At 53.9% G+C, this 24971-nt stretch carries 16 protein-coding genes; 13 read left to right on the forward strand and 3 right to left on the reverse strand.

Annotated elements, in window-relative coordinates; translation table 11 throughout:
- Nucleotides 1-102: 102 nt before the first annotated feature.
- Entirely contained in the window at nt 103-1470 is a 1368-nt protein-coding gene (locus tag AC0LWE_RS11295; protein ID WP_131488322.1) for a 6-phospho-alpha-glucosidase, read from the reverse strand.
- A gap of 11 nt (nt 1471-1481) precedes the next feature.
- Entirely contained in the window at nt 1482-3026 is a 1545-nt protein-coding gene (locus AC0LWE_RS11300; RefSeq protein WP_234593601.1) for a PTS transporter subunit EIIC, read from the reverse strand.
- Nucleotides 3027-3307: 281 nt separating this feature from the next.
- Here AC0LWE_RS11300 and AC0LWE_RS11305 point away from each other — a divergent pair, with 281 nt between their 5' ends.
- From AC0LWE_RS11305 to AC0LWE_RS11355, 11 genes are all read left to right on the forward strand, one after another.
- Nucleotides 3308-8260 (forward strand): alpha-2-macroglobulin family protein, encoded by a 4953-nt coding sequence (locus tag AC0LWE_RS11305; protein ID WP_219347497.1) that lies wholly within the window; start codon nt 3308-3310, stop codon nt 8258-8260.
- Between the two features lie 10 nt (nt 8261-8270).
- A complete protein-coding gene (gene pbpC, locus AC0LWE_RS11310) occupies nt 8271-10586 on the forward strand; it encodes a peptidoglycan glycosyltransferase PbpC (protein ID WP_267970672.1) in 2316 nt (771 codons plus the stop codon).
- A 156-nt stretch (nt 10587-10742) separates the two neighbouring features.
- Nucleotides 10743-11174, forward strand: coding sequence for a nucleoside-diphosphate kinase (ndk, locus tag AC0LWE_RS11315; RefSeq protein WP_059179444.1), 432 nt, complete (start codon nt 10743-10745; stop codon nt 11172-11174).
- A gap of 147 nt (nt 11175-11321) precedes the next feature.
- Nucleotides 11322-12488, forward strand: coding sequence for a dual-specificity RNA methyltransferase RlmN (gene rlmN, locus AC0LWE_RS11320; protein ID WP_059179443.1), 1167 nt, complete (start codon nt 11322-11324; stop codon nt 12486-12488).
- A gap of 292 nt (nt 12489-12780) precedes the next feature.
- Nucleotides 12781-13791, forward strand: a complete 1011-nt coding sequence (gene rodZ, locus AC0LWE_RS11325; RefSeq protein ID WP_202713906.1) for a cytoskeleton protein RodZ — start codon at nt 12781-12783, stop codon at nt 13789-13791.
- A gap of 26 nt (nt 13792-13817) precedes the next feature.
- Nucleotides 13818-14936, forward strand: a complete 1119-nt coding sequence (gene ispG / locus AC0LWE_RS11330; RefSeq protein WP_015960005.1) for a flavodoxin-dependent (E)-4-hydroxy-3-methylbut-2-enyl-diphosphate synthase — start codon at nt 13818-13820, stop codon at nt 14934-14936.
- Nucleotides 14937-15015: 79 nt separating this feature from the next.
- Nucleotides 15016-16290: a histidine--tRNA ligase gene (gene hisS, locus AC0LWE_RS11335; protein ID WP_059179441.1), complete on the forward strand. Its 1275-nt coding sequence runs from the start codon at nt 15016-15018 to the stop codon at nt 16288-16290.
- A gap of 13 nt (nt 16291-16303) precedes the next feature.
- Entirely contained in the window at nt 16304-16924 is a 621-nt protein-coding gene (locus AC0LWE_RS11340; protein ID WP_059179440.1) for a YfgM family protein, read from the forward strand.
- 10 nt (nt 16925-16934) lie between these two features.
- Entirely contained in the window at nt 16935-18113 is a 1179-nt protein-coding gene (gene bamB / locus AC0LWE_RS11345; protein ID WP_059179439.1) for an outer membrane protein assembly factor BamB, read from the forward strand.
- Between the two features lie 110 nt (nt 18114-18223).
- On the forward strand, nt 18224-19696 hold the full coding sequence (der, locus tag AC0LWE_RS11350) for a ribosome biogenesis GTPase Der (RefSeq protein WP_059179438.1): 1473 nt from the start codon (nt 18224-18226) through the stop codon (nt 19694-19696).
- Between the two features lie 157 nt (nt 19697-19853).
- Nucleotides 19854-20069: a zinc ribbon domain-containing protein gene (locus AC0LWE_RS11355; RefSeq protein WP_059179437.1), complete on the forward strand. Its 216-nt coding sequence runs from the start codon at nt 19854-19856 to the stop codon at nt 20067-20069.
- On the opposite strand, the gene xseA is transcribed toward AC0LWE_RS11355, so the two are convergent.
- Complete coding sequence (gene xseA / locus AC0LWE_RS11360) at nt 20066-21439, reverse strand: exodeoxyribonuclease VII large subunit (protein ID WP_219347498.1); 1374 nt, start codon at nt 21437-21439, stop codon at nt 20066-20068. The genes AC0LWE_RS11355 and xseA overlap by 4 nt on opposite strands.
- A 158-nt stretch (nt 21440-21597) precedes the next feature.
- Here xseA and guaB point away from each other — a divergent pair, with 158 nt between their 5' ends.
- Both guaB and guaA read left to right on the forward strand, forming a co-directional pair.
- Nucleotides 21598-23064, forward strand: coding sequence for an IMP dehydrogenase (gene guaB, locus AC0LWE_RS11365; protein ID WP_059179435.1), 1467 nt, complete (start codon nt 21598-21600; stop codon nt 23062-23064).
- 62 nt (nt 23065-23126) lie between these two features.
- Nucleotides 23127-24704: a glutamine-hydrolyzing GMP synthase gene (gene guaA / locus AC0LWE_RS11370; RefSeq protein WP_015959994.1), complete on the forward strand. Its 1578-nt coding sequence runs from the start codon at nt 23127-23129 to the stop codon at nt 24702-24704.
- Nucleotides 24705-24971 lie beyond the last annotated feature (267 nt).

Raw genomic sequence — 24971 nt, forward strand, 5'->3', positions numbered from 1 at the left:
GTGCTGCAAATACTGCAGCTCGAAAGATTGACGGTAAAAATGGATTGTCGGTGTTTTTTCTGACACCGACAAGCAAACCACGTTCAACTCGCGAGCAACCCCTTATTTTTTCACCGCTTCGCCGTCCTGCCAGGCTTTTTGCAGCGCGGGCCAGTAATCCCGGTTAGCTTCAATCATGTCATCCAGAATCGCTTTCGCGTGTTCCATTGTCGGCACTGTGCGGTTCAGCGTGAACGCCTGCAGGGCTTTTTCATAGCTGCCTTCGACGGTCGCTTCTACAAGGAGTTGCTCAGACGCGAGCTGCTGCTGAAGAAGCGTTTGATGGAACAGCGGCACCTGTCCGACGCGAATCGGTTCCGGCCCTTCAGACGTGATGTACGCGGGGACTTCAACAACCGCATCGTAAGGCAGATTGGTGATCGCGCCACGGTTTTCGACCATCACCAAATGGCGCTGGCGCAAATTGAATGCCAGCGAACGGGCAACATCCACAATAAATTCGCCGTGAACGCCGACATGAAACGCATCGGATAACACGCCGGTACGCTTGTACTCTTCAGCCGCCGCGAAGAGCTTTTTCTCGCGCCCGTTCATCACTTCGTTGGCGCGGGTGTACTCCGGGTTCTGATGTTCGACTATCTGGTTTGGCATCAGGTAATACTGCAGATACGGATTCGGCAGATATTCCGGGAAGTTATCCATGATCGGCTTAATGTTGCGCCAGGTTTTGACCCATGACGGATCGGAGTGCTGCGGATCGGTTTTGGCCGCGTCTTCGGTCAGTAACCCAAACTTGGCAATGTGGCTGCGCAGCTCTGGCAGTCTGTCGACGCCGTCCACCATCACGCGCGTAAACCAGCCGAAGTGGTTCAGGCCAAAGTAATCAACTTCCAGTTTGTGGCGATCAACGCCCAAAATCGCCCCCATATTGCGCATCGCCGCCACCGGCATGTCGCAAATGTTGAGCACGCGTGCGTTCGGACGCAGACGGCGCACGCCTTCTGCCACAATCGCCGCCGGGTTGGAGTAGTTCACAATCCAGGCCTTCTCGTGAGCGAAACGCTCGACCAGATCGATCAGCTCAACCATCGGCAGGATGGTGCGCAGTCCGTAGGCCAGCCCACCCGGTCCGCAGGTTTCCTGGCCGACCACGCCGTGACGCAGGGGGATCTTCTCGTCCTGCTCGCGCATTTTGTACTGACCGACGCGCATCTGAGCGAACACAAAATGCGCGCCGCTGAATGCCACTTCGGGATCGTCAGTGACGGTAAAAATAATGCTCTGGCTGTGATCGCGTATGACTTTTTCTACGACCGGTGCAATGGTGTTTTGACGCGCGGCGTCGATGTCATAGAGGCGAATTTCTGCCAGCGGAAAATCCTGTAACTGCACCATCAGGCTTTTCACAATGCCAGGCGTATAGGTGCTGCCGCCACCGGCGATGGACAGAATAAAAGGGGGTTTAAACATGTTTATCTCCTTCAGAGAAACGTCTCAACGGCTTCTCGCATTTTTTTGACATGCAGCCCGTAGACCACCTGAACGTTGTTACCTTGTTTGATAATTCCCTTCGCGCCGGTCGCCTTGAGCCGTGGCTCATCAATAATGGCGACATCTTTCACGGTGACGCGCAGTCGGGTGTAGCAGTTATCCACCACTTCAATGTTTTCTCGTCCGCCGAGGCCGATAACAATGGATTCTCCCAGCCCGTCGTTATTGCCTTTCGCCTGATACTCTTGCTTGCTGTACAGGCGGGTCTCCTGATCTTCGTCCTCACGCCCCGGCGTCTTCATGTTGAATCGCAGGATCAGGAAGCGGAACACGATGAAATAGAGCGAGAACATAATCAGCCCGACCACGATGTACATCGGCCAGTTCGACTTCTCTGTGCCGAGCGGCAGGTTATAGAGAATGAAATCGATAATGCCGTTGGCACCGATGGCGTGAACGCCGAACAGATAAAACAGCATCATGCCGAGGCCGGTCAGCACCGCATGCACTACGAAAAGCAGCGGGGCAACGAACAGGAAGGAAAACTCAATGGGCTCGGTGACCCCCACCAGCAGCGACGTCAGCGCCGCAGGGATCAGAATCGCTTTGGCGATCGCTTTGCGCTCTGGTTTAGCGGTCATGTACATCGCCAGAGCCGCGGCGGGCAGGCCAAACATTTTGCTGATGCCGCGCGCGTCCCATACCACGGTGCTGCTGAGTTGCTTCACGTCCGGGCAGGCCATCTCGGCAAAGTAAATATTGCGCGCACCCTGGTAAGTCGTCCCGCAGACTTCCTGCGTGCCGCCCAGTTCGGTATAGAGGAAAGGGGTGTAGACAAGGTGGTGGAGGCCGGTCGGTACCAGAATGCGCTCCAGGAACCCATAAATGGCCACGCCAAACGGACCAGACCCTTTAATTGCCAGCGCCATCGTGCTGATACCGTGTTGAGCAAAAGGCCACAGCTCGCTCATTATGACGCCCAGCAGCATTGAGACCGGTAGCATGATAATGGCGACAAAACAGTGGCCGGAATAGATCGCCATCGCACCGTTAAACTGTACGCTGGAGTATTTGTTGTACAGGTATCCAGAAAGAGCACCGGTCAGGATCCCGGCGAAGACGCCCATCTCCAGAACCTGCACGCCCAGCACCATGCTTTGGCCGGCTGCTTTCATATGCTCGGCGGGAGCGAGTTCCCCCTGCAACTGAAGCGTCACATTCATGGCGTTGATAAACACCACAAACGTCACCAGACCAATTAACGCCGCGTAACCTTTGTCACGCGCCGCAAGGCCAACAGGGATCCCGACGGCAAACACCAATGCCAGATTTACCAGCACCGATACGGCAGATTTAGCAATCAACTGTCCAATGTGTTGAATCAGCGGATTCCCCAGAAACGGCAGATACTCGGCAAGATTACCGTTACCTAACACGTTGCCGAAAGCGATGAACAGACCGACAATGGGTAAGATAAGTACAGGTCCGTACAATGATTTTCCGAAGTTTTGTAGGGCGTTCACGGCTCGTTTCATGGCTATCTCTCTTATTGAACCGCGCACTCAGAGTGCGTCTCAGGCTTAAAACTAGCAGGTGATGGGGAAAGGTATCCAGCTATCTTATTGTTTTAAAAACAAATGACTTAGAAGGTTACATGTAACGTGCGACACTGTGACCGGTGTGGCAGCAGGGGGTCAGGCAAAGCGATATGCGAGGCGCTTTCCAAATTCTTGCACTGGACTTTTGAATTAATCAAACTAGCCGATAATAATTACCCGGATGACCATCAACAGGCCTCACAGGCCAGGGACAAAAGATGAAACCGTTTCGTATAGCCGCACTTTCGCTGGCACTGTTTTCCACGTTCACGCTCTTCGGTTGTGATAACAGCGACGATAAAACACAGGTCGCTGCACCAGCTGCATCGGCCGCCGCGCCTTCCAAAGCGACTGAAAAACCTGATGGTGAAAAGCTTGCGAAACTGGCTGCGCAAAGCGAGGGGAAAGCGCTGACGCTGTTGGATGCGTCTGAAGTACAGCTTGATGGCGCATCGACCCTGGTGCTGACGTTTTCTGTCCCGCTCAATCCTGATCAAGATTTCGCCCGTACCGTCCACGTCGTCGATAAAAAAAGCGGGAAAGTGGACGGCGCGTGGGAACTCTCTCCCACGCTTAAAGAGTTGCGCCTGCGTCACCTGGAACCGAACCGCAATCTGGTGGTGACTATCGAGCGCGATCTTCAGGCACTGAACAAAGCTACGTTTGGTATTGATTACGAAAAAGCCCTGACGACGCGCGATATTGAACCCAGCGTGGGGTTTGCCAGCCGGGGTTCACTCCTGCCGGGAAAAGTGGTCGAAGGTTTGCCGGTCATGGCCCTGAACGTCAACAACGTGGACGTGAATTTCTATCGAATTAAGCCGGAATCGCTGGCGGCGTTTGTTAGCCAGTGGGAATACCGCAATTCCCTGACCAACTGGGAATCCGATAATCTGCTCAAAATGGCAGATCTGGTGTATACCGGACGCTTTGACCTGAATCCGGCGCGTAACACCCGTGAAAAACTGCTGCTCCCGCTGCGTGATATCAAGCCATTACAGCAGTCAGGTGTCTACATCGCCGTGATGAATCAGGCTGGGCATTACAACTACAGCAATGCCGCCACGCTTTTCACCCTGAGTGACATCGGCCTGTCTGCGCATCGCTACCACAATCGTCTTGATATCTTCACCCAGAGCCTGGAAAACGGCGCCGCGCAATCAGGCATCGAGGTCACGCTGCTGAATGATAAGGGGCAAACCCTGGCGCAAGGCACCAGTGATGAGCAGGGGCACGCTAAGCTCGAAACCGATAAAGAGGCCGCGTTGATCCTGGCGCGTAAAGACGGGCAAACGACGCTGCTCGACCTGAAACTCCCGGCGCTCGATCTGGCTGAGTTTGATATCGCCGGTGCGCCCGGTTTCAGCAAACAATTCTTTATGTTTAGCCCGCGGGATCTCTATCGTCCGGGCGAAACGGTCATTCTCAACGGTTTGCTGCGTGACAGCGACGGCAAGCCGCTTCCCGATCAGCCTGTGAAGCTGGAAGTCCTCCGTCCCGATGGGCAAGTGGCACGCACGTTTGTCAGCCAGCCAGAAAATGGGTTGTATCGCTTTAATTATTCGCTTGATAGCGGCGCGCAGACCGGCATGTGGCATATTCGCGCAAATACGGGCGACAACCAGCAGCGGATGTGGGATTTCCATGTCGAAGATTTTATGCCGGAGCGCATGGCGCTTGAACTTAAAACGCAGAAAACGCCAGTTTCGCCGCAAGATGAAGTGAATTTCAATGTGGTGGGCTATTACCTTTATGGTGCTCCCGCTAATGGGAACAGCCTGCAAGGGCAGCTGTTCTTGCGACCACTGCGTGAAGCTGTCGCCGCATTACCTGGCTTCCAGTTTGGTGACATTGCAGAAGAGAATCTCAGCCGCAGTCTGGATGAAGTGCAATTGACGCTCGATGAAATGGGGAGAGGGCAGGTTTCAACCGAGAGTCAGTGGAAAGAGACCCATTCACCGCTGCAGCTTATTCTTCAGGCAAGCCTGCTGGAATCCGGTGGCCGTCCGATAACCCGTCGTGCGGAGCAGGCGATCTGGCCTGCGGAGACACTTCCAGGTATTCGCCCACAGTTTGCCAGCAAAGCGGTATATGACTACCGAACCGATACCACGGTGAATCAGCCGATTGTTGATGAAAACGGTAACGCCAGCTTCGATATCGTCTATGCCGATGCCAGCGGGGCAAAAAAAGCCGTCTCAGGCTTACAGGTTCGTCTGATCCGTGAGCGCCGTGACTACTACTGGAACTGGTCGGAAAGCGAAGGCTGGATGTCCCAGTTCGACCAAAAAGAGCTGGTTGAAGGTGAGCAGGAGATGACGCTGGCAGCCGACGAGACGGGCAAGGTGACGTTCCCCGTAGAGTGGGGTTCATACCGTCTGGAAGTCAAAGCGCCAGACAATGTGGTCAGTAGCGTGCGTTTTTGGGCCGGTTATAGCTGGCAGGACAACAGCGATGGTACCGGTGCGGCTCGCCCGGATCGCGTGACGCTCAAGCTCGACAAACCCGCCTATCAACCGGGCGATACCATTAAGTTGCACATTGCCGCACCGGCCGCAGGCAAAGGTTATGCGATGATAGAGTCCAGCGAGGGGCCGCTGTGGTGGAAAGAGATCGATGTGCCGGCAGACGGGCTGGAGCTTGCAATACCGGTCGATAAAACCTGGAAGCGCCACGATCTTTACCTGAGCACGCTGGTGGTTCGTCCGGGGGATAAATCCAAATCGGCCACACCAAAACGTGCGGTGGGACTGCTGCATCTGCCAATGGGAGATGAAAATCGCCGTCTGAATATTGCGCTGGATAATCCGCAGAAAATGCGCCCAAATCAAACGCTGTCCGTAAAAGTTAAGGCCAGCGTCAAAGAGGGGACGATCCCTCAAAAAGTGAACGTACTGGTTTCCGCCGTGGATAGCGGTGTGTTGAATATTACCGATTACGCCACCCCGGATCCGTGGCAGGCCTTCTTCGGCCAGAAACGCTACGGCGCAGATATCTATGATATTTATGGTCAGGTGATTGAAGGGCAGGGCCGAATGGCGGCGCTACGCTTTGGTGGTGATGGCGATGAACTTAAACGCGGCGGTAAACCGCCTGTGAATCATGTCACTATTATTGCTGAACAGGCGCAGCCCGTCGTGCTGGATGCCAACGGAGAAGGAACGGTTTCTTTACCGATTGGTGATTTCAACGGTGAGCTACGGCTGATGGCGCAGGCATGGACCGAAGATGACTTCGGTAGCAATGAAAGCAAAGTGATCGTCGCCGCGCCCGTCATTACTGAATTGAACATGCCACGTTTCCTGGCCAGCGGCGACACCACGCGCTTAACGCTCGATCTCACTAACCTTACCGACCAGCCGCAAATGCTGAACGTCGCGCTGAACGTTTCAGGGCTGATGGCACTTGAAGGTAGCCAGCCGCAACCGGTTAAATTAGCACCGGGTGCGCGAACCACGCTCTTTATCCCGGTGCGGGCTCTGGAGGGCTACGGTGACGGTGAAATCTCTGCTGAAGTCTCAGGTTTGACGCTTCCGGGCGAGACATTCGCTGCGCAGCATAAAAGCTGGAAAGTCGGCGTGCGTCCGGCATTCCCGGCACAAACGGTCAATACGGGTGCGATGCTCAATCCGGGCGAAAGCTGGACGGCACCTGCCCAACACCTCACCGGGTTCTCTCCGGCAACCCTGCAAGGGCAATTGCTGCTCAGCGGCAAGCCACCGTTAAACCTGGCACGTTATATCCGCGAGTTACAGGCTTACCCTTATGGTTGTCTGGAGCAAACCGCCAGCGGATTGTTCCCGTCGCTTTATACCAATGCAGCACAACTCGCAGCACTGGGCATCAAAGGAGACACCGACGATAAACGTCGTGCGGCCATTGATATTGGCATTTCGCGCTTGCTGCAAATGCAGCGCGACGAGGGTGGTTTTGCCTTGTGGGATAAAAACGGTCCCGAAGAGTATTGGCTCACCGCATACGTTACTGACTTCCTGGTACGTGCCGGTGAGCAGGGCTACAGCGTGCCAGTTGATGCCATCAATAATGCCAACAGCCGTCTGCTGCGCTATCTGCAAGACCCCGGCATGATGTCGATTCGCTACAGCGACAATGCGCAGGCGAGTAAATTTGCCGTGCAGGCTTATGCTGCACTGGTGTTAGCACGTCAGCAAAAAGCACCGCTGGGGGCGCTGCGTGAAATCTGGCAGCGCCATGATCAGGCCGCTGCAGGGCTGCCGTTGATGCAGTTAGGTATGGCGTTGAAATTGATGGGTGACGCACCGCGAAGCCAGCAGGCGCTGGATTTAGCGCTTAAAACTCCGCGGAGTGAGTCCAGAAACTGGATGGCGGATTATGGTAGCCAGCTTCGTGATAATGCGCTGATGCTCTCGCTGCTGGAAGAGTACAAGCTGCTGCCGGATGCGCAAAATAGCCTGCTGAATGTGCTGTCAGAGCAGGCCTTCAGCCAGCGCTGGCTGTCAACTCAAGAAAGCAATGCCCTGTTCATGGCCGGACGTTCATTACAGACGCTTTCCGGAACATGGCAGGCAACGACCAGCCTGTCCGAAAATATGCTCAGTGGCGATCGTGCGCAGGTGCAAAATGTCGCTGGCGATCGGCTTGGCGCATTGCAGGTCACAAACAGCGGGACAGGACCGATGTGGGTGCGTCTTGATACCGCAGGTTATCCGGAATATGCGCCACAGCCGAGTTCAAACGTTCTGCAAATCGAACGCCATATTCTGGCCACCGATGGCAGCACTAAATCGCTCTCTTCGCTTAAAAGCGGTGAGCTGGTGCTGGTCTGGCTGGAGGTCAAAGCCAATCAGAATGTCCCTGATGCACTGGTGGTCGACTTGTTACCCGCCGGGCTTGAGCTTGAAAACCAAAACCTGGCCAGCAGTAGCGCCAGCCTGCAGGACAGCGGCAGTGAAGTCCAGAATCTGCTCAGCCAGATGCAACAGGCTGATATCCAGCATATGGAGTTCCGCGACGATCGTTTCGTTGCGGCAGTCGCGGTAAACGAAGGGCAACCCGTTACGCTGGTCTATCTGGCGCGTGCTGTAACGCCAGGAACATACCAGGTTCCGGTTCCCCTGGTAGAGTCCATGTATGTTCCGCAGTGGCGGGCAACAGGTGCGGCAAGTGGCCCGCTGATTGTCGTTCCGTAACGTGCGGTTAATGCATCTGAGACGGTCCCGCTGGCTATGGCTGGTGGGCGTTCTTCTTATTCTATGGGGACTGGTTTTCGCCGCCGATCGCCTGTGGCCGTTGCCTTTAAAAGAGGTCAGGCCCGCCCGCGTGGTTACAGATGAAAAAGGAATTCCGCTTTGGCGGTTTGCGGATAGCGAAGGGATATGGCGCTATCCGGTCACCATTGAGGAGGTCTCTCCGCGATATCTTGAAGCGCTGATCCAGTATGAGGATCGTTGGTTCTGGGAGCATCCCGGTGTGAATCCCTTCTCAGTCATGCGCGCGGCCTGGCAGGATTTGCGGTCGGGTAAAGTCGTCTCAGGTGGCAGCACGCTCACTATGCAGGTTGCGCGGCTTCTTGATCCTCATCCGCGCACCTTTGGCGGAAAAATCCGCCAGCTATGGCGAGCCATGCAGCTTGAATGGCATCTTTCCAAACGCGATATTCTCACGCTTTATCTTAATCGTGCCCCGTTTGGCGGGACGTTACAGGGAGTTGGTGCCGCAAGCTGGGCTTATCTTGGTAAATCCCCTGCCCAGTTGAGTTATTCAGAAGCCGCGCTTCTGGCGGTGCTCCCTCAGGCACCAAGCCGCCTGCGGCCAGACCGCTGGCCGGATCGCGCTGAGGCGGCCAGAAATAAAGTTCTGGAGCGCATGGTGACGCAAGGCGTCTGGACTGCGCAGCAGGTCAAAGAGTCGCGCGAAGAGCCTGTCTGGCTTGCACCACGACAGATGCCGCAATTAGCTCCGCTGTTCTCGCGCATGATGCTCAACAAAAGTCGTGAAAATAAAATTGTCACAACTCTGGATGCCTCCCTTCAGCGACAGCTGGAAGAGCTGGCGATGAACTGGAAATCCCGCCTCCCGTCGCGTAGCTCATTGGCGATGATCGTGGTTGATCATACCAACATGAAGGTGCGCGGTTGGGTGGGATCGGTAGACATCGCTGATGACAGCCGTTTTAGCCATGTTGATATGGTCAATGCGATCCGATCGCCGGGATCGGTGCTGAAGCCATTTATTTATGGTATGGCGCTCGACGACGGGTTGATTCATCCCGCCTCTCTGCTACAGGATGTTCCGCGTCGTACAGGAGATTATCGGCCTGGTAATTTCGACAGCGGATTTCACGGCCCCGTCAGCATGAGTGAAGCATTGGTCCGTTCGCTAAATCTACCCGCCGTGCAAGTGCTGGAAGCTTACGGGCCAAAACGTTTTGCAGCGTTGCTCAGTAACGCAGGTTTACCGCTACTCCTCCCTGCAGGCGCACAGCCTAATTTATCACTCATTCTCGGCGGAGCAGGGGCACGACTTGCCGATATTACGGCAGCCTACAGTGCATTTGCCCGGCACGGTAAAGCCGGTCGATTGCGCGTGCAGCCGGGCGATCCGCTTGTCGAACGACCATTACTTTCACCTGGGGCTGCGTGGATTATTCGGCGTATTTTAGCCAATGAGTCGCAACCGCTGCCCGATGCCGCGCTGCCACAGGTTGCGCCGCTGGCGTGGAAAACCGGCACCAGCTATGGCTACCGTGATGCCTGGGCAGTGGGTTTGAACGCGCGTTATCTTATTGGTATCTGGACGGGTCGCCCCGACGGAACGCCTGTCGCAGGGCAGTTTGGGTTTGCCAGCGCTGTGCCGCTGCTGAATCAGGTCAACAACGTGCTTCAGTCAAACTCGATGACAGACGAATCTCGCCTGCCACGCGATGTGCGTCCTGATTCGGTGGGGCGCGGCGTTATTTGCTGGCCGGGCGGACAATCGCTACCGGCAGGAAGTGAAAATTGTCGCCGCCGGTTGTCGACATGGCTCCTTGACGGGAGCCAGCCGCCAACGCTGTTGCTGCCGGAGCAGGAGGGCATTCGAGGAATTCGTTTTCCAGTTTGGTTAGATAAAGCGGGCAAGCGCGTTGCAGCTGATTGTCCGGGCGCGCAAGAAAAAGTGTTAGATGTCTGGCCGCTACCGCTTGAGCCGTGGCTGCCTGCACCTGAGCGAAGAATGGCGCGTATCCCGCCATCATCTTCCGTTTGTCCCCCTTTGGCGCAGGATTCACCCGCACCCTTCCAGTTAACCGGGGTGCGCGAGGGGGCTGTTATCAAACGTTTGCCTGGCGAATCGCGCGTATCGTTGCCGCTCGCCACATTTGGCGGGGAAGGGAGACGATGGTGGTTCCTGAATGGCGAGCCTTTGGATGCTCAAGGGCGCACTTACACTTTACAGCTTGATAAAGCAGGCGATTATCAGGTACTGATCATGGATGAAACAGGGCAGGTCACCACAGTAAACTTCATCCTGCAGTGAACAAAATCAAATCGGCGATAGGGTCTGTTGCTAAAGCTCGTCTTATTTTAAAAAAATGTTACTTAGATCCATAGGCAATAGGGCTAATGCTCTCTATAATCCGCGCCAGGTCATACAGACGTATGCAAAACAACAGAACAAATTACAGGGGTTATCATGACTATTGAACGTACTTTTTCCATCATTAAGCCAAACGCGGTGGCAAAAAACGTTATTGGCAGCATCTTTGCTCGCTTTGAATCTGCAGGGTTCAAAATCGTTGGCACTAAAATGCTGCATCTGACCGTTGAACAGGCTCGCGGCTTCTATGCAGAGCATGACGGTAAACCTTTCTTCGACGGTCTGGTGGAGTTCATGACTTCCGGCCCAATCGTTGTTTCTGTGCTGGAAAGCGAAAATGCAGTACAGCGTCACCGCGATCTGCTGGGTGCAACCAACCCGGCTAACGCCCTGGCGGGTACTCTGCGTGCTGATTATGCGGATAGCTTCACTGAGAACGGAACTCACGGTTCTGATTCAGTGGAATCTGCCGCGCGCGAAATCGCTTATTTCTTTGGCGAAGGCGAAGTGTGCCCACGCACACGTTAATTTTTTCGTAAATGCTGCGTGCAAACGTGGCATCCCTGCGCCAGAATTTGTACAATGCTACGCCCCGGAAGAGCAGACTGCTCACCGGGGCGTTTCTTTTTAACCCTCCACGGGCCATAACGTGTAACAACGAGGCCGGAAAATACTATGTCTGAATTAGTGAATACCTCCGAAGTCGCCACTGTCGCGGTTCCCAATAAAAATGGAAAAATCAACCTGCTGGATCTGAACCGTCAGCAGATGCGCGAGTTCTTTCTGGAAATGGGCGAAAAGCCGTTTCGTGCCGACCAGGTCATGAAGTGGATGTACCATTATTGCAGCGATAACTTTGATGACATGACGGACATCAACAAAGTGCTACGCAATAAGCTGAAAGAAGTGGCTGAAATCCGCGCACCTGAAGTGGTCGAAGAGCAACGCTCTGCCGACGGCACCATCAAATGGGCGATTGCCGTAGGCGATCAGCGTGTTGAAACGGTGTATATCCCGGAAGAAGATCGTGCGACGCTGTGCGTCTCCTCTCAGGTCGGTTGTGCACTTGAGTGCAAATTCTGTTCAACGGCGCAGCAGGGCTTTAACCGCAATCTGCGCGTTTCTGAAATTATCGGCCAGGTATGGCGCGCAGCGAAAATCGTTGGCGCGGCCAAAGTTACGGGCACTCGTCCTATCACCAATGTGGTGATGATGGGCATGGGTGAACCGCTGCTGAACCTGACTAACGTCGTTCCGGCGATGGAAATCATGCTGGACGATTTCGGTTTTGGCCTGTCCAAACGACGCGTGACGCTCTCCACGTCTGGCGTTGTCCCTGCACTGGATAAGCTGGGCGACATGATTGATGTTGCGCTGGCGATTTCTTTGCATGCACCCAACGATGAAATCCGTGATGAAATTGTGCCGGTTAACAAAAAGTACAATATCGAAACCTTCCTCGCTGCCGTGCGCCGCTACCTTGCGAAGTCCAATGCGAATCAGGGCCGTGTCACTATCGAGTACGTGATGTTGGATCATGTGAATGATGAAACCGATCATGCACATCAGCTGGCTGAGCTGCTTAAAGACACACCGTGTAAAATCAACCTGATCCCATGGAACCCGTTCCCGGGTGCGCCATATGGACGTAGCTCGAACAGCCGTATCGACCGTTTCTCCAAAGTGCTGATGGATTATGGGTTTACCACTATCGTGCGTAAAACCCGTGGCGATGACATTGATGCAGCCTGCGGACAGCTGGCGGGCGACGTGATTGACCGTACCAAACGCACGTTGCGTAAGCGTATGCAGGGTGAGACGATCGACGTTAAAGCTGTTTGATTATTATGCACTCACGGCGCATGCTTTGCGTCGTGAAGCATTAGCTTACTGAATAATCAGTCAGATTCATTGTAATGACTTAATAATTACGGTGCGTTTCTGACGACTTTAAGGCAGTATGTAACGTCGTAACAACAGTTTAGCTTCGCGAGTTGAGCTGCACTGTAAACTAAGGCCTGGCAGTCCTATACTGTCTGTCTAAGGTTAATTGACCAGAAGTTTCGCGGTGCGGGTGGCATTGTGACTGACCGGCACCTGAATCCTAATTTACACGTACCAGTAGTTGTAGCGAATGAATACTGAAGCCACTCACGATAAAACTGAAGCACTCTCCACTGGCGTTCGTCTTCGCAACGCCCGTGAACAACTCGGACTCAGCCAGCAAGCTGTTGCAGAACGCTTGTGCCTGAAAGTTTCCACGGTTCGCGATATTGAAGAAGATAAGGCACCCGCCGATCTTGCTTCAACGTTTCTGCGTGGTTACATCCGCTCTTATGCAAAACTGGTGCATATTCCCGAAGAAGAACTGTTGCCGATGATGGAAAAGCATGCACCGGTTCGCGCGGCGAAAGTCGCTCCGATGCAGACCTTCTCTCTAGGCAAACGTCGTAAAAAACGTGACGGCTGGTTAATGAGCTTTACCTGGCTGGTTCTGTTTGTGGTTATCGGCCTGACCGGCGCCTGGTGGTGGCAAAACCACAAAGCGCAGCAGGAAGAGATCACCACCATGGCCGATCAATCTTCAGCGGCATTGAATAATTCCGGTAACAACGGCGCGCAAAGCGTGCCGTTAAACACCGACAGCGCTTCGACGTCAAGTGAACCTCAAACCGCTGCGACGGACTCTCAAACTGTTGAACCTGTCCAGACTCCAGCGCCGGCAATGACGCCAGATCAGACGACTGCGCAAAACGCAGTGGTTTCGCCTTCTCAAGCAAATGTTGATGCTGCACCGGCGGCAACGCCCGCAACGACGGATAATACTAACGCGGCTCAGCCACTGCCCACCGATCAGGCTGGCGTTGCTGCAACGGCTACCGATGCCAACGCGCTGGTCATGAACTTCTCCGCCGACTGCTGGCTCGAAGTGACAGACGCGACAGGTAAAAAGCTGTTCAGCGGTTTGCAGCGTAAAGATGGCACGTTAAATCTAACGGGTCAGGCACCGTATAAGCTTAAAATCGGCGCTCCATCTGCGGTACAGATCCAGTATCAAGGTAAACCTGTCGATCTGAGCCGTTTTATCAGAACAAACCAGGTTGCGCGTCTTACCGTTAGTGCCGAACAATCTGCAGCACAGTAACAGGCGAGTAACGCGGGAGACTTTTCATGCATAACCAGGCTCCGATTCAGCGTAGGAAATCCAAACGGATCTACGTTGGGAATGTGCCGATTGGCGATGGTGCACCTATCGCCGTCCAGTCGATGACCAACACCCGTACCACGGATGTTGCTGCGACAGTTAATCAAATCAAAGCATTAGAGCGCGTAGGGGCGGATATTGTTCGCGTTTCCGTGCCGACAATGGATGCGGCTGAAGCATTCAAACTCATCAAGCAACAGGTCAATGTTCCGCTGGTTGCTGATATCCACTTCGACTATCGCATTGCGCTAAAAGTGGCGGAATACGGCGTCGATTGCCTGCGTATTAATCCGGGTAATATCGGTAGCGAAGAGCGTATCCGCGCGGTAGTGGATTGTGCCCGCGATAAAAATATTCCTATCCGCATCGGCGTTAACGCCGGATCGCTGGAAAAAGATCTGCAGGAAAAATACGGCGAACCTACCCCGCAGGCGCTGCTGGAATCAGCCATGCGTCATGTCGATCATCTTGATCGTCTTAACTTTGACCAGTTCAAAGTGAGCGTTAAGGCGTCTGATGTGTTTCTGGCGGTCGAATCCTATCGTTTGCTGGCAAAACAGATCGAACAGCCGCTGCACCTTGGGATCACGGAAGCCGGTGGCTTGCGTAGCGGTTCCGTTAAATCGGCTATTGGTCTGGGACTGTTACTATCCGAAGGCATCGGCGACACCTTACGCGTGTCGTTAGCGGCCGATCCGGTCGAAGAGATCAAAGTCGGTTTCGATATTTTGAAATCACTGCGCATCCGCGCGCGCGGCATCAACTTTATCGCCTGCCCAACCTGTTCACGTCAGGAGTTTGACGTTATTGGTACGGTAAATGCGCTCGAGCAACGCCTCGAAGATCTCATTACGCCAATGGATGTTTCGATCATTGGTTGTGTTGTAAACGGTCCTGGCGAAGCGCTGGTGTCTACCCTCGGGGTGACTGGCGGCAACAAGAAAAGTGGCCTTTATGAAGATGGCATTCGTAAGGATCGTCTTGATAATAACGACATGATCGATCAGCTTGAAGCCCGCATCCGAGCGAAAGCGACAATACTGGATGAAGCGCAGCGCATCAGCATTCAGCAGATTGAGAAATAACGTGATGGGAAGCGGTGCTTCCCATGTATGATTGAACCCATTCTTAGGGTTCTTTTTTGTATATAGAAAGAGAATAAACGTGGCAAAAAACATTCAAGCCATTCGCGGCATGAACGATTATCTGCCTGGCGAAACCGCCATCTGGCAGCGCATTGAAGGCACACTGAAACAGGTGCTCGGCAGCTACGGTTATAGTGAAATCCGTTTGCCGATTGTAGAGCAGACCCCGTTATTTAAACGCGCGATTGGTGAAGTGACCGACGTCGTTGAAAAAGAGATGTATACCTTTGAGGACCGCAATGGCGATAGCCTGACGCTGCGTCCTGAGGGAACGGCGGGCTGCGTACGTGCCGGCATCGAACATGGTCTTCTGTACAATCAGGAGCAGCGCCTGTGGTATATCGGCCCAATGTTCCGTCACGAACGTCCTCAAAAAGGCCGTTACCGCCAGTTTAACCAGCTGGGTGTCGAAGTGTTCGGTCTGCAAGGCCCGGATATTGACGCTGAACTGATCATGCTGACGGCGCGCTGGTGGCGCGAGCTGGGGATTTCTCAGCACGTTGCGCTGGAGTTGAACTCAATCGGATCCCTGGAAGCTCGTGCGAACTACCGTGATGCACTGGTTGCGTTCCTGGAACAGCATAAAGACAAGCTTGACGAAGATTGCCAGCGTCGCATGTACAGCAACCCGCTGCGCGTTCTTGATTCCAAGAATCCGGATGTTCAGGCGCTGTTGAACGATGCGCCTGCGCTGGGTGATTATCTCGACGAAGAGTCTCGCGAGCATTTCGCAGGGCTGTGTAAATTGCTTGAAGCCGCTGGCATTGCGTACACCGTAAATCAGCGTCTGGTGCGTGGCCTGGATTATTATAACCGCACCGTGTTTGAGTGGGTGACCACCAGCCTCGGCTCGCAGGGCACTGTCTGCGCTGGCGGGCGTTATGACGGTCTGGTCGAGCAACTGGGTGGTCGCGCAGCGCCGGCAGTTGGTTTCGCGATGGGCCTTGAGCGACTTGTTTTGCTGGTTCAGGCAGTTAATCCGGAATTTAAAGCAGAATCCGTTGTCGATATATACCTGGTCGCTTCAGGTGCGGACACGCAGTCTGCGGCCATGCAGTTTGCCGAACGTGTGCGCGATGCACTACCGGGCGTTAAACTGATGACCAACCACGGTGGTGGCAACTTCAAAAAACAGTTTGCCCGTGCTGATAAATGGGGCGCAAGTGTTGCACTGGTACTGGGTGAGTCCGAAGTGGCCGCTGGTGAAGTCGTGGTGAAAGACCTGCGCTCTGGTGAGCAAACAACGGTAACGCAGGATGGCGTTGCGGCGCACTTGCGCACTTTACTGGGCTAAGGGGAAGAACGGCGTGGAAATGTACGAGAACGAAAACGACCAGGTTGATGCGGTTAAACGCTTTTTTGCTGAAAACGGCAAAGCCCTGGCTGTTGGTGTAATTTTAGGTGTGGGCGCGCTGATGGGCTGGCGTTACTGGAACAGCCATCAGGCTGATTCCGCGCGTGGCGCTTCCCTGGCTTACGAAAATACCGTTAGCGCAATTCGCGCCGATCAGCCTCAAACGCTGACGGCCGCTGAAAAATTCGCTGCTGACAATAAAAACATCTACGGCGCACTTGCGTCGCTTGAAGTTGCTCAACAATTCGTTGATAAGAACGAACTGGATAAAGCGGCTGCGCAGCTCCAGCAGGGTCTCTCTGCGACGAGCGATGATAATCTGAAAGCGGTAATCAATCTGCGTCTTGCCCGTATTCAGGTTCAGCAGAAAAAGGCTGATGATGCGTTGAAAACGCTCGACACCATTAAAGGCGAAGGTTTTGCAGCCATTGTAGCTGACCTGCGCGGTGAAGCTCTGTTGAGCAAAGGCGACAAACAAGGCGCGCGCAGCGCGTGGGAATCAGGCGTGAAAAGTAACGCCTCACCTGCGCTGAGCGAAATGATGCAGATGAAAATAAATAATTTGTCCGTCTGAGAGGGACCCGATGCAATTGCGTAAATTACTTCTGCCAGGACTGCTTTCCGTTACGTTATTGAGCGGCTGTTCACTGTTCAGTGGCGAAGAAGATGTTGTAAAAATGTCACCGTTGCCAACCGTTGAAAACCAATTTACCCCCTCCACCGCGTGGAGTTCGTCTGTGGGTAGCGGTATTGGTGATTTCTACTCCAATCTGCATCCAGCATTTGCGGACAACGTTGTTTACGCGGCTGATCGCAAAGGCACTGTTCGCGCATTTAATGCGGATGACGGTAAAGAAGTCTGGTCTGTGAACCTGGCAGAAAAAGACGGTTGGTTCTCTCGTGCACCTGCGCTGCTCTCTGGCGGTTTGACTGTTTCCGGCGGACACGTTTATGTCGGTAGCGAAAAAGCCCAGGTTTATGCGCTGAACACCAGCGATGGTTCCATCGCGTGGCAATCTCGCGTTGCAGGTGAAGCGCTGTCACGTCCTGTCGTCAGTGACGGTGTTGTGCTGATTCACACCAGCAATGGTCAGTTGCAAGCGCTGAACGAGGCTGACGGTGCCGTGAAATGGACCGTTAACCTGGACATGCCATCACTTTCTCTGCGCGGTGAATCTGCTCCGGCTACGGCTTTTGGTGCAGCAATCGTGGGCGGTGACAACGGCCGCGTGAGCGCCGTACTGATGCAGCAAGGCCAGATGATTTGGCAGCAGCGTATTTCTCAGGCTACAGGTCCGACTGAAATCGACCGCCTGAGCGATGTTGATACCACTCCGGTCATTGTCGACAACGTGGTGTATGCGCTGGCTTATAACGGCAACCTCACGGCGTTGGATCTGCGCAGCGGCCAGGTCATGTGGAAACGTGAACTGGGTTCTGTGAATGATTTCGTCGTTGAAGGTAATCGCATTTATCTGGTTGATCAGAACGATCGCCTGCTGGCGCTGAACACCGATGGCGGCGTTACGCTGTGGACGCAAAGCGATCTGCTACACCGTCTGCTGACCGCACCTGCGCTGTATAATGGCAGCCTGGTCGTGGGTGATAGCGAAGGTTACATGCACTGGATTGATCCAGAAAACGGACGCTTTGTGGCGCAGGAGAAAGTCGATAGTTCAGGTTTCCTGACTGACCCTGTTGTTGCTGATGGCAAGCTGCTGATCCAGGCAAAAGACGGAACGCTGTACGCAATCACGCGTTAATCGTAGCGTTTGTAGTATAATAAACGGCTCCTGTTAACTCAGGAGCCGTTTTACTGTTTTTATAGACGTCGTGAATACGGCGTTATTTTGAATTTTATGAGGCTTCAAACATGGTACCTGTGGTCGCGCTTGTCGGGCGCCCGAACGTTGGAAAATCCACTCTTTTTAACCGTTTAACACGCACCCGTGATGCGCTGGTTGCGGATTTCCCGGGGCTGACTCGTGACCGTAAGTACGGTCGTGCTGAAGTGGAAGGACGAGAGTTTATCTGTATCGATACCGGTGGTATTGATGGTACAGAAGACGGCGTGGAAACGCGTATGGCGGAACAATCTCTGCTGGCAATCGAAGAAGCGGACATCGTGCTTTTCATGGTTGATGCCCGTGCAGGTTTAATGCCAGCCGATACGGCTATCGCCAAACACCTGCGTTCTCGCGAGAAGCCAACCTTCCTGGTGGCGAACAAAACTGACGGTATTGATGCCGATCAGGCTGTTGCGGATTTCTGGGCTTTGGGCCTGGGAGAAATCTATCCAATTGCAGCTTCTCATGGTCGTGGCGTTACCAGCCTGCTGGAAACAGTTTTGATGCCATGGGTTGACGAAATCAATCCGCCAGAAGAAATTGACGAAGACGCCGCATATTGGGCGCAATTCGAAGAGGCCGCGGAAGGTAAAGAAGAGCCTGTGGACGACTTTAACCCGCAGGATCTGCCGATCAAGCTGGCGATTGTCGGCCGTCCGAACGTGGGTAAGTCAACGCTAACTAACCGTATTCTTGGTGAAGATCGCGTCGTGGTTTATGACATGCCGGGCACCACCCGTGACAGCATTTATATCCCGATGCAGCGTGATGAGCGCGAATACGTGCTGATTGATACTGCGGGCGTGCGTAAACGTGGGAAAATCACCGATGTGGTGGAAAAATTCTCGGTTATCAAAACGCTGCAGGCGATTGAAGACGCTAACGTGGTCATGCTGGTTATCGACGCGCGTGAAGGTATCTCCGATCAGGATCTCTCACTGTTGGGCTTTATCCTCAATAGTGGGCGCTCACTGGTTATCGTCGTCAACAAGTGGGACGGTCTGAGCAATGATGTGAGAGAGCAAGTCAAAGAGATGCTGGACTTCCGTCTGGGCTTTATCGATTTTGCTCGCGTACACTTTATCTCGGCGCTGCACGGCAGTGGTGTGGGCAATCTGTTCGAATCCGTTCGTGAAGCCTACGACAGCTCAACGCGTCGTCAGAGCACCGCGATGCTGACGCGCATTATGACCATGGCCTCTGAAGACCATCAGCCGCCGTTAGTTCGTGGTCGTCGTGTCAAGCTGAAGTATGCTCACGCCGGTGGTTATAACCCGCCAATCGTGGTCATTCACGGTAACCAGGTGAAAGACCTGCCTGATTCCTACAAACGCTATCTGATGAACTACTTCCGAAAATCGCTGGATGTGATGGGCACGCCTATCCGAATTCAGTTCAAGGAAGGGGAAAACCCGTTTGCAGATAAGCGCAACACACTAACGCCAAACCAGATGCGTAAGCGTAAGCGTTTAATTAAGCACATTAAGAAAAGCAAGTAATCGCGCGATAAAACCCGACTCTGTCGGGTTTTTTGTTTTTTTATCCGCTGGGATTTGCAATGGGTCAGGGCAGTTAAATGATCGCAGGGGATTACAGCGGGTGTTAACGACGTCATGTTAGAATGACCGTGTAACTAACATTTATTGAGGAGTCACAATGACGATTATCTGTCCGGAGTGCCAGGCAAAGCTTGAGCCTGAAAATGGGATGGCGCATTGCGGCAATTGTGGTAACGATATCGCTCTGGTGGCGCGTTGCCCTGAGTGCCATCAGCCTCTTCAGGTTTTAAAGGCTTGCGGCGCGATCGATTATTTTTGCCAGAACGGTCATGGGTTGATTTCAAAAAAACGCGTTGAGTTTGAGCCGGTTTAAACCGGCTTTTTCTTACGCGTTTTTTTGGCAGGCGTTATTCCTTTGACTTCGCTTTCTACCCAGCCATCAGCCAGGCGGGTCGTCATCACATCTCCCGCTTTAACCTGTTTAGTCTGTTTCAGCACTTTACCATCCGTCGCTGTGGTCACGCTGTAGCCACGTGCCAGCGTGGAGAGCGGGCTGACGGCTTCGAGATGGGTGACCGCATTCCCAAAACGTTCTCGCGTAGTGCTCAAACGTGCGCGTAAGTTCTCAGCGAGACGATATTCCAGCTGTTGGATACGGGTTTGCGCCCGATAGATTTTTGGCTGCGGGTTTTGCTGATTCAGGCGCTGGGTCATGCGCTGCTGACGAGAAACAGCGCGTTTAAGCTGGTTATCCAGCGCGAAATTCATGCGCTGACGCAGGCGTTCCAGTACGGTTTGCTGGCGCGCAAGTCGCAGCTGTGGATGCTGCTGCTGCAGCCGATGGTGCAATTGCGTAAAGCGCCGGGCGCGATTGGCCAGGAAATAGTCCATCGCCATTTCCAGACGCTGTTGTCCGTTCTGTATCTGGCGCAGCAGTTCCAGCTGATTTCGACTCACTACCTCGGCCGCCGCGGACGGCGTTGGCGCACGCATATCCGATACAAAATCGGCGATAGTGACATCGGTTTCATGCCCAACGGCGCTGACGACGGGTATTTGACTGGCAAAAATCGCCCGTGCGACACGTTCGTCGTTAAAGCTCCAGAGATCTTCCAGCGATCCGCCGCCGCGTCCGACAATTAACACGTCACACTCATGGCGCGCATTTGCCAGCTCAATAGCTCGAACAATTTGCCCCGGCGCGTCGTCACCCTGAACCGCTGTTGGATAGATAATGACGGGCAGGGAAGGGTCGCGACGCTTCAGCACATGCAGAATATCATGCAGCGCTGCACCGGTTTTAGAGGTGATGACGCCGACGCAGTGCGCAGGCGAGGGGAGTGATTTTTTGAACTGCTGATCAAACAGACCTTCCGCTGACAGCTTCGCTTTTAACTGCTCATATTTTTGCTGTAATAACCCTTCGCCTGCGGGCTGCATGCTCTCAACGATGATTTGATAATCACCGCGCGGTTCGTACAGCGTGATATTGGCGCGGACCAGCACCTGTTGGCCATGCTGAGGACGAAACGTCACGCGGCGATTACTGTTGCGGAACATTGCGCAGCGCACCTGAGCGTTATCGTCTTTAAGCGTAAAATACCAGTGACCGGATGACGGCTGCGTGAAATTGGAAATCTCACCGCTGATCCAAACCTGTCCCATTTCCTGCTCGAGCAGTAAACGAACCGATTGATTGAGGCGGCTAACGGTATAAATTGAGGGGCTTTGGGAAGATAACATGTGAGCGGGATCAAATTTTAAATCAGCAAGTTATTCAATCGATAGTAACCCGATGAGACACGATCGCAAGCATTTTTATAAAAAAGTGTAGATGCAATCGGTTACGCTCTGTATAATGCCACGGCAATATTTAACCCTCCAGGTCAGAGATATTGCCCATGCTACGTATTGCCAAAGAAGCACTGACGTTTGACGACGTCCTCCTCGTTCCCGCTCATTCTACCGTTCTGCCGAATACTGCCGATCTCAGCACGCAGTTGACTAAAACCATTCGCCTGAACATTCCTATGCTCTCTGCGGCAATGGACACCGTGACTGAAGCGCGCCTGGCGATCGCCCTGGCACAGGAAGGCGGCATCGGCTTTATTCACAAAAACATGTCTATCGAACGCCAGGCCGAAGAAGTTCGCCGCGTGAAAAAACATGAATCCGGTATTGTCTCCGACCCACAAAGCGTTCTGCCAACCACTACGCTTGCGGAAGTCAAAGCGCTGACTGAACGTAACGGTTTTGCGGGCTATCCGGTTGTTACCGAAGATTACGAGCTGGTGGGTATCATCACTGGCCGTGACGTGCGTTTCGTGACTGACCTGTCTCAACCCGTCAGTGTTTACATGACGCCGAAAGAGCGTTTGGTTACCGTGCGTGAAGGCGAAACGCGCGACGTCGTGCTGGCCAAAATGCACGAAAAACGCGTTGAGAAAGCGCTGGTTGTTGACGACAGCTTCCATCTGCGCGGAATGATCACCGTGAAGGACTTCCAGAAAGCAGAACGCAAACCGAACGCCTGTAAAGACGAGCATGGCCGTCTGCGCGTTGGTGCTGCAGTTGGCGCAGGTGCGGGCAATGAAGAGCGTGTTGACGCGCTGGTTGCTGCAGGCGTTGACGTTCTGCTGATTGACTCCTCACACGGCCATTCCGAAGGCGTTCTGCAACGCATTCGCGAAACCCGCGCGAAATACCCTGACCTGCAAATCATCGGTGGCAACGTGGCCACGGGTGCTGGCGCACGTGCTCTGGCTGAAGCCGGTTGCAGCGCAGTCAAAGTCGGTATCGGTCCTGGCTCCATTTGTACTACCCGTATCGTCACCGGCGTCGGTGTACCGCAGATCACGGCGGTTTCCGATGCTGTAGAAGCGCTGGAAGGCACTGGTATTCCGGTTATCGCCGATGGCGGTATTCGTTTCTCCGGGGATATCGCGAAAGCCATCGCGGCAGGCGCGAGCGTGGTGATGGTGGGGTCGATGCTGGCGGGTACTGAAGAGTCTCCTGGCGAAATCGAACTGTTCCAGGGCCGTTCTTATAAGTCCTACCGCGGGATGGGGTCTCTGGGCGCGATGTCCAAAGGGTCTTCCGATCGCTACTTCCAGACGGATAACGCAGCCGACAAACTCGTGCCGGAAGGTATCGAAGGTCGCGTGGCATATAAAGGCCATCTGAAAGAGATTATTCACCAGCAGATGGGCGGCCTGCGTTCCTGTATGGGTCTGACCGGCTGTGGTACCATCGATCTGCTGCGTACTAAAGCGGAATTCGTACGTATCAGCGGTGCGGGCATCCAGGAAAGTCACGTTCACGACGTCACGATCACTAAAGAGTCCCCGAACTACCGTTTAGGCTCCTGATAAGTTTCCGCGCCCGGCTCAATGCCGGGCGCTTTGTTTCACTTGCCTCGGAATTATCGTCAATGACGGAAAACATTCATAAACATCGCATTCTTATCCTGGACTTCGGTTCCCAATACACGCAGCTCGTTGCTCGTCGCGTTCGTGAACTTGGCGTTTATTGTGAACTGTGGGCATGGGATGTCACGGAAGCACAGATCCGTGAATTTAATCCAAGCGGCATTATTCTGTCTGGTGGCCCGGAAAGCACCACTGAAGACAACAGCCCACGCGCGCCGCAGTACGTCTTTGAAGCCGGCGTTCCTGTATTTGGCGTATGCTACGGCATGCAGACGATGGCGATGCAGTTGGGCGGCCATGTTGAAGCCTCTAACGAACGCGAATTTGGTTACGCACAGGTCGAGGTGTTGACTGACAGCGCGCTGGTGCGTGGTATCGAAGACTCCCTGACCGCAGACGGCAAACCGCTGCTGGACGTGTGGATGAGCCACGGCGATAAAGTGACGGCTATTCCGTCAGACTTCGTGACCGTTGCCAGCACCGAAACCTGTCCGTTTGCCATTATGGCTAACGAAGAAAAACGCTTCTACGGCGTGCAGTTCCACCCGGAAGTGACCCACACCCGCCAGGGTATGCGCATGCTGGACCGCTTCGTGCGCGATATTTGCCAGTGTGAAGCCCTGTGGACGCCGGCTAAAATCATCGACGATGCCATTGCGCGTATCCGTCAGCAGGTTGGCGACGACAAAGTGATCCTCGGCCTGTCCGGTGGCGTTGACTCCTCCGTGACCGCGATGCTGCTGCACCGTGCTATTGGTAAAAATCTGACCTGTGTTTTCGTCGATAACGGCCTGTTACGCCTGAATGAAGCAGAGCAGGTTATGGACATGTTTGGTGACCATTTCGGCCTGAACATTGTTCACGTTGAAGGCGAAGAGCGCTTCCTGACCGCACTGGCGGGCGAAAACGATCCAGAAGCGAAACGTAAAATTATCGGCCGCGTGTTTGTTGAAGTCTTCGACGAGCAAGCGCTGCGTCTGGAAGATGTGAAGTGGCTGGCGCAGGGTACGATTTACCCTGATGTGATCGAGTCTGCTGCCTCTGCCACCGGCAAGGCGCACGTGATCAAATCTCACCACAACGTGGGCGGCCTGCCGAAAGAGATGAAGATGGGTCTGGTTGAACCGCTGCGTGAGCTGTTCAAAGACGAAGTGCGTAAGATTGGCCTTGAGCTGGGTCTGCCATACGACATGCTGTACCGTCACCCGTTCCCGGGCCCAGGTCTGGGCGTGCGTGTGCTGGGTGAAGTGAAGAAAGAGTACTGCGACCTGCTACGTCGTGCCGATGCTATCTTCATCGAAGAGCTGCACAAAGCCGATCTGTACAACAAAGTGAGCCAGGCGTTCACCGTGTTCCTGCCGGTTCGTTCCGTCGGTGTGATGGGCGATGGCCGCAAGTACGACTGGGTTGTGTCCCTCCGCGCAGTTGAAACCATCGACTTTATGACGGCACACTGGGCGCACCTGCCGTATGATTTCTTAGGCCGCGTGTCGAACCGCATCATCAACGAAGTGAACGGCATCTCCCGTGTCGTATATGACATCAGTGGGAAGCCGCCAGCGACGATTGAGTGGGAATAATTTTACTTCCGACTACCGCCTGCACGTAAAGCAGTAAAATACTTCTGAGCCCGCTTAACTGCGGGCTTTTTTGTTTTTGTATCTGGCATTTTCTGCGCTACAGCGTGTGTAACACGTTCATCCCGTTTTATGAATTCCATCGTGTGAGCGGCTATTTTGAGACGCAGTGTTCGTTGAAGGGTTATCCAAATCGGTTTCAGGCGGGTTGAATAAAATAAACGGACATAATGAATTTCCTGCGTTAAATTTTAGAAAATAAATGACTGA

This window comes from Lelliottia sp. RD5 (genome assembly GCF_056032945.1).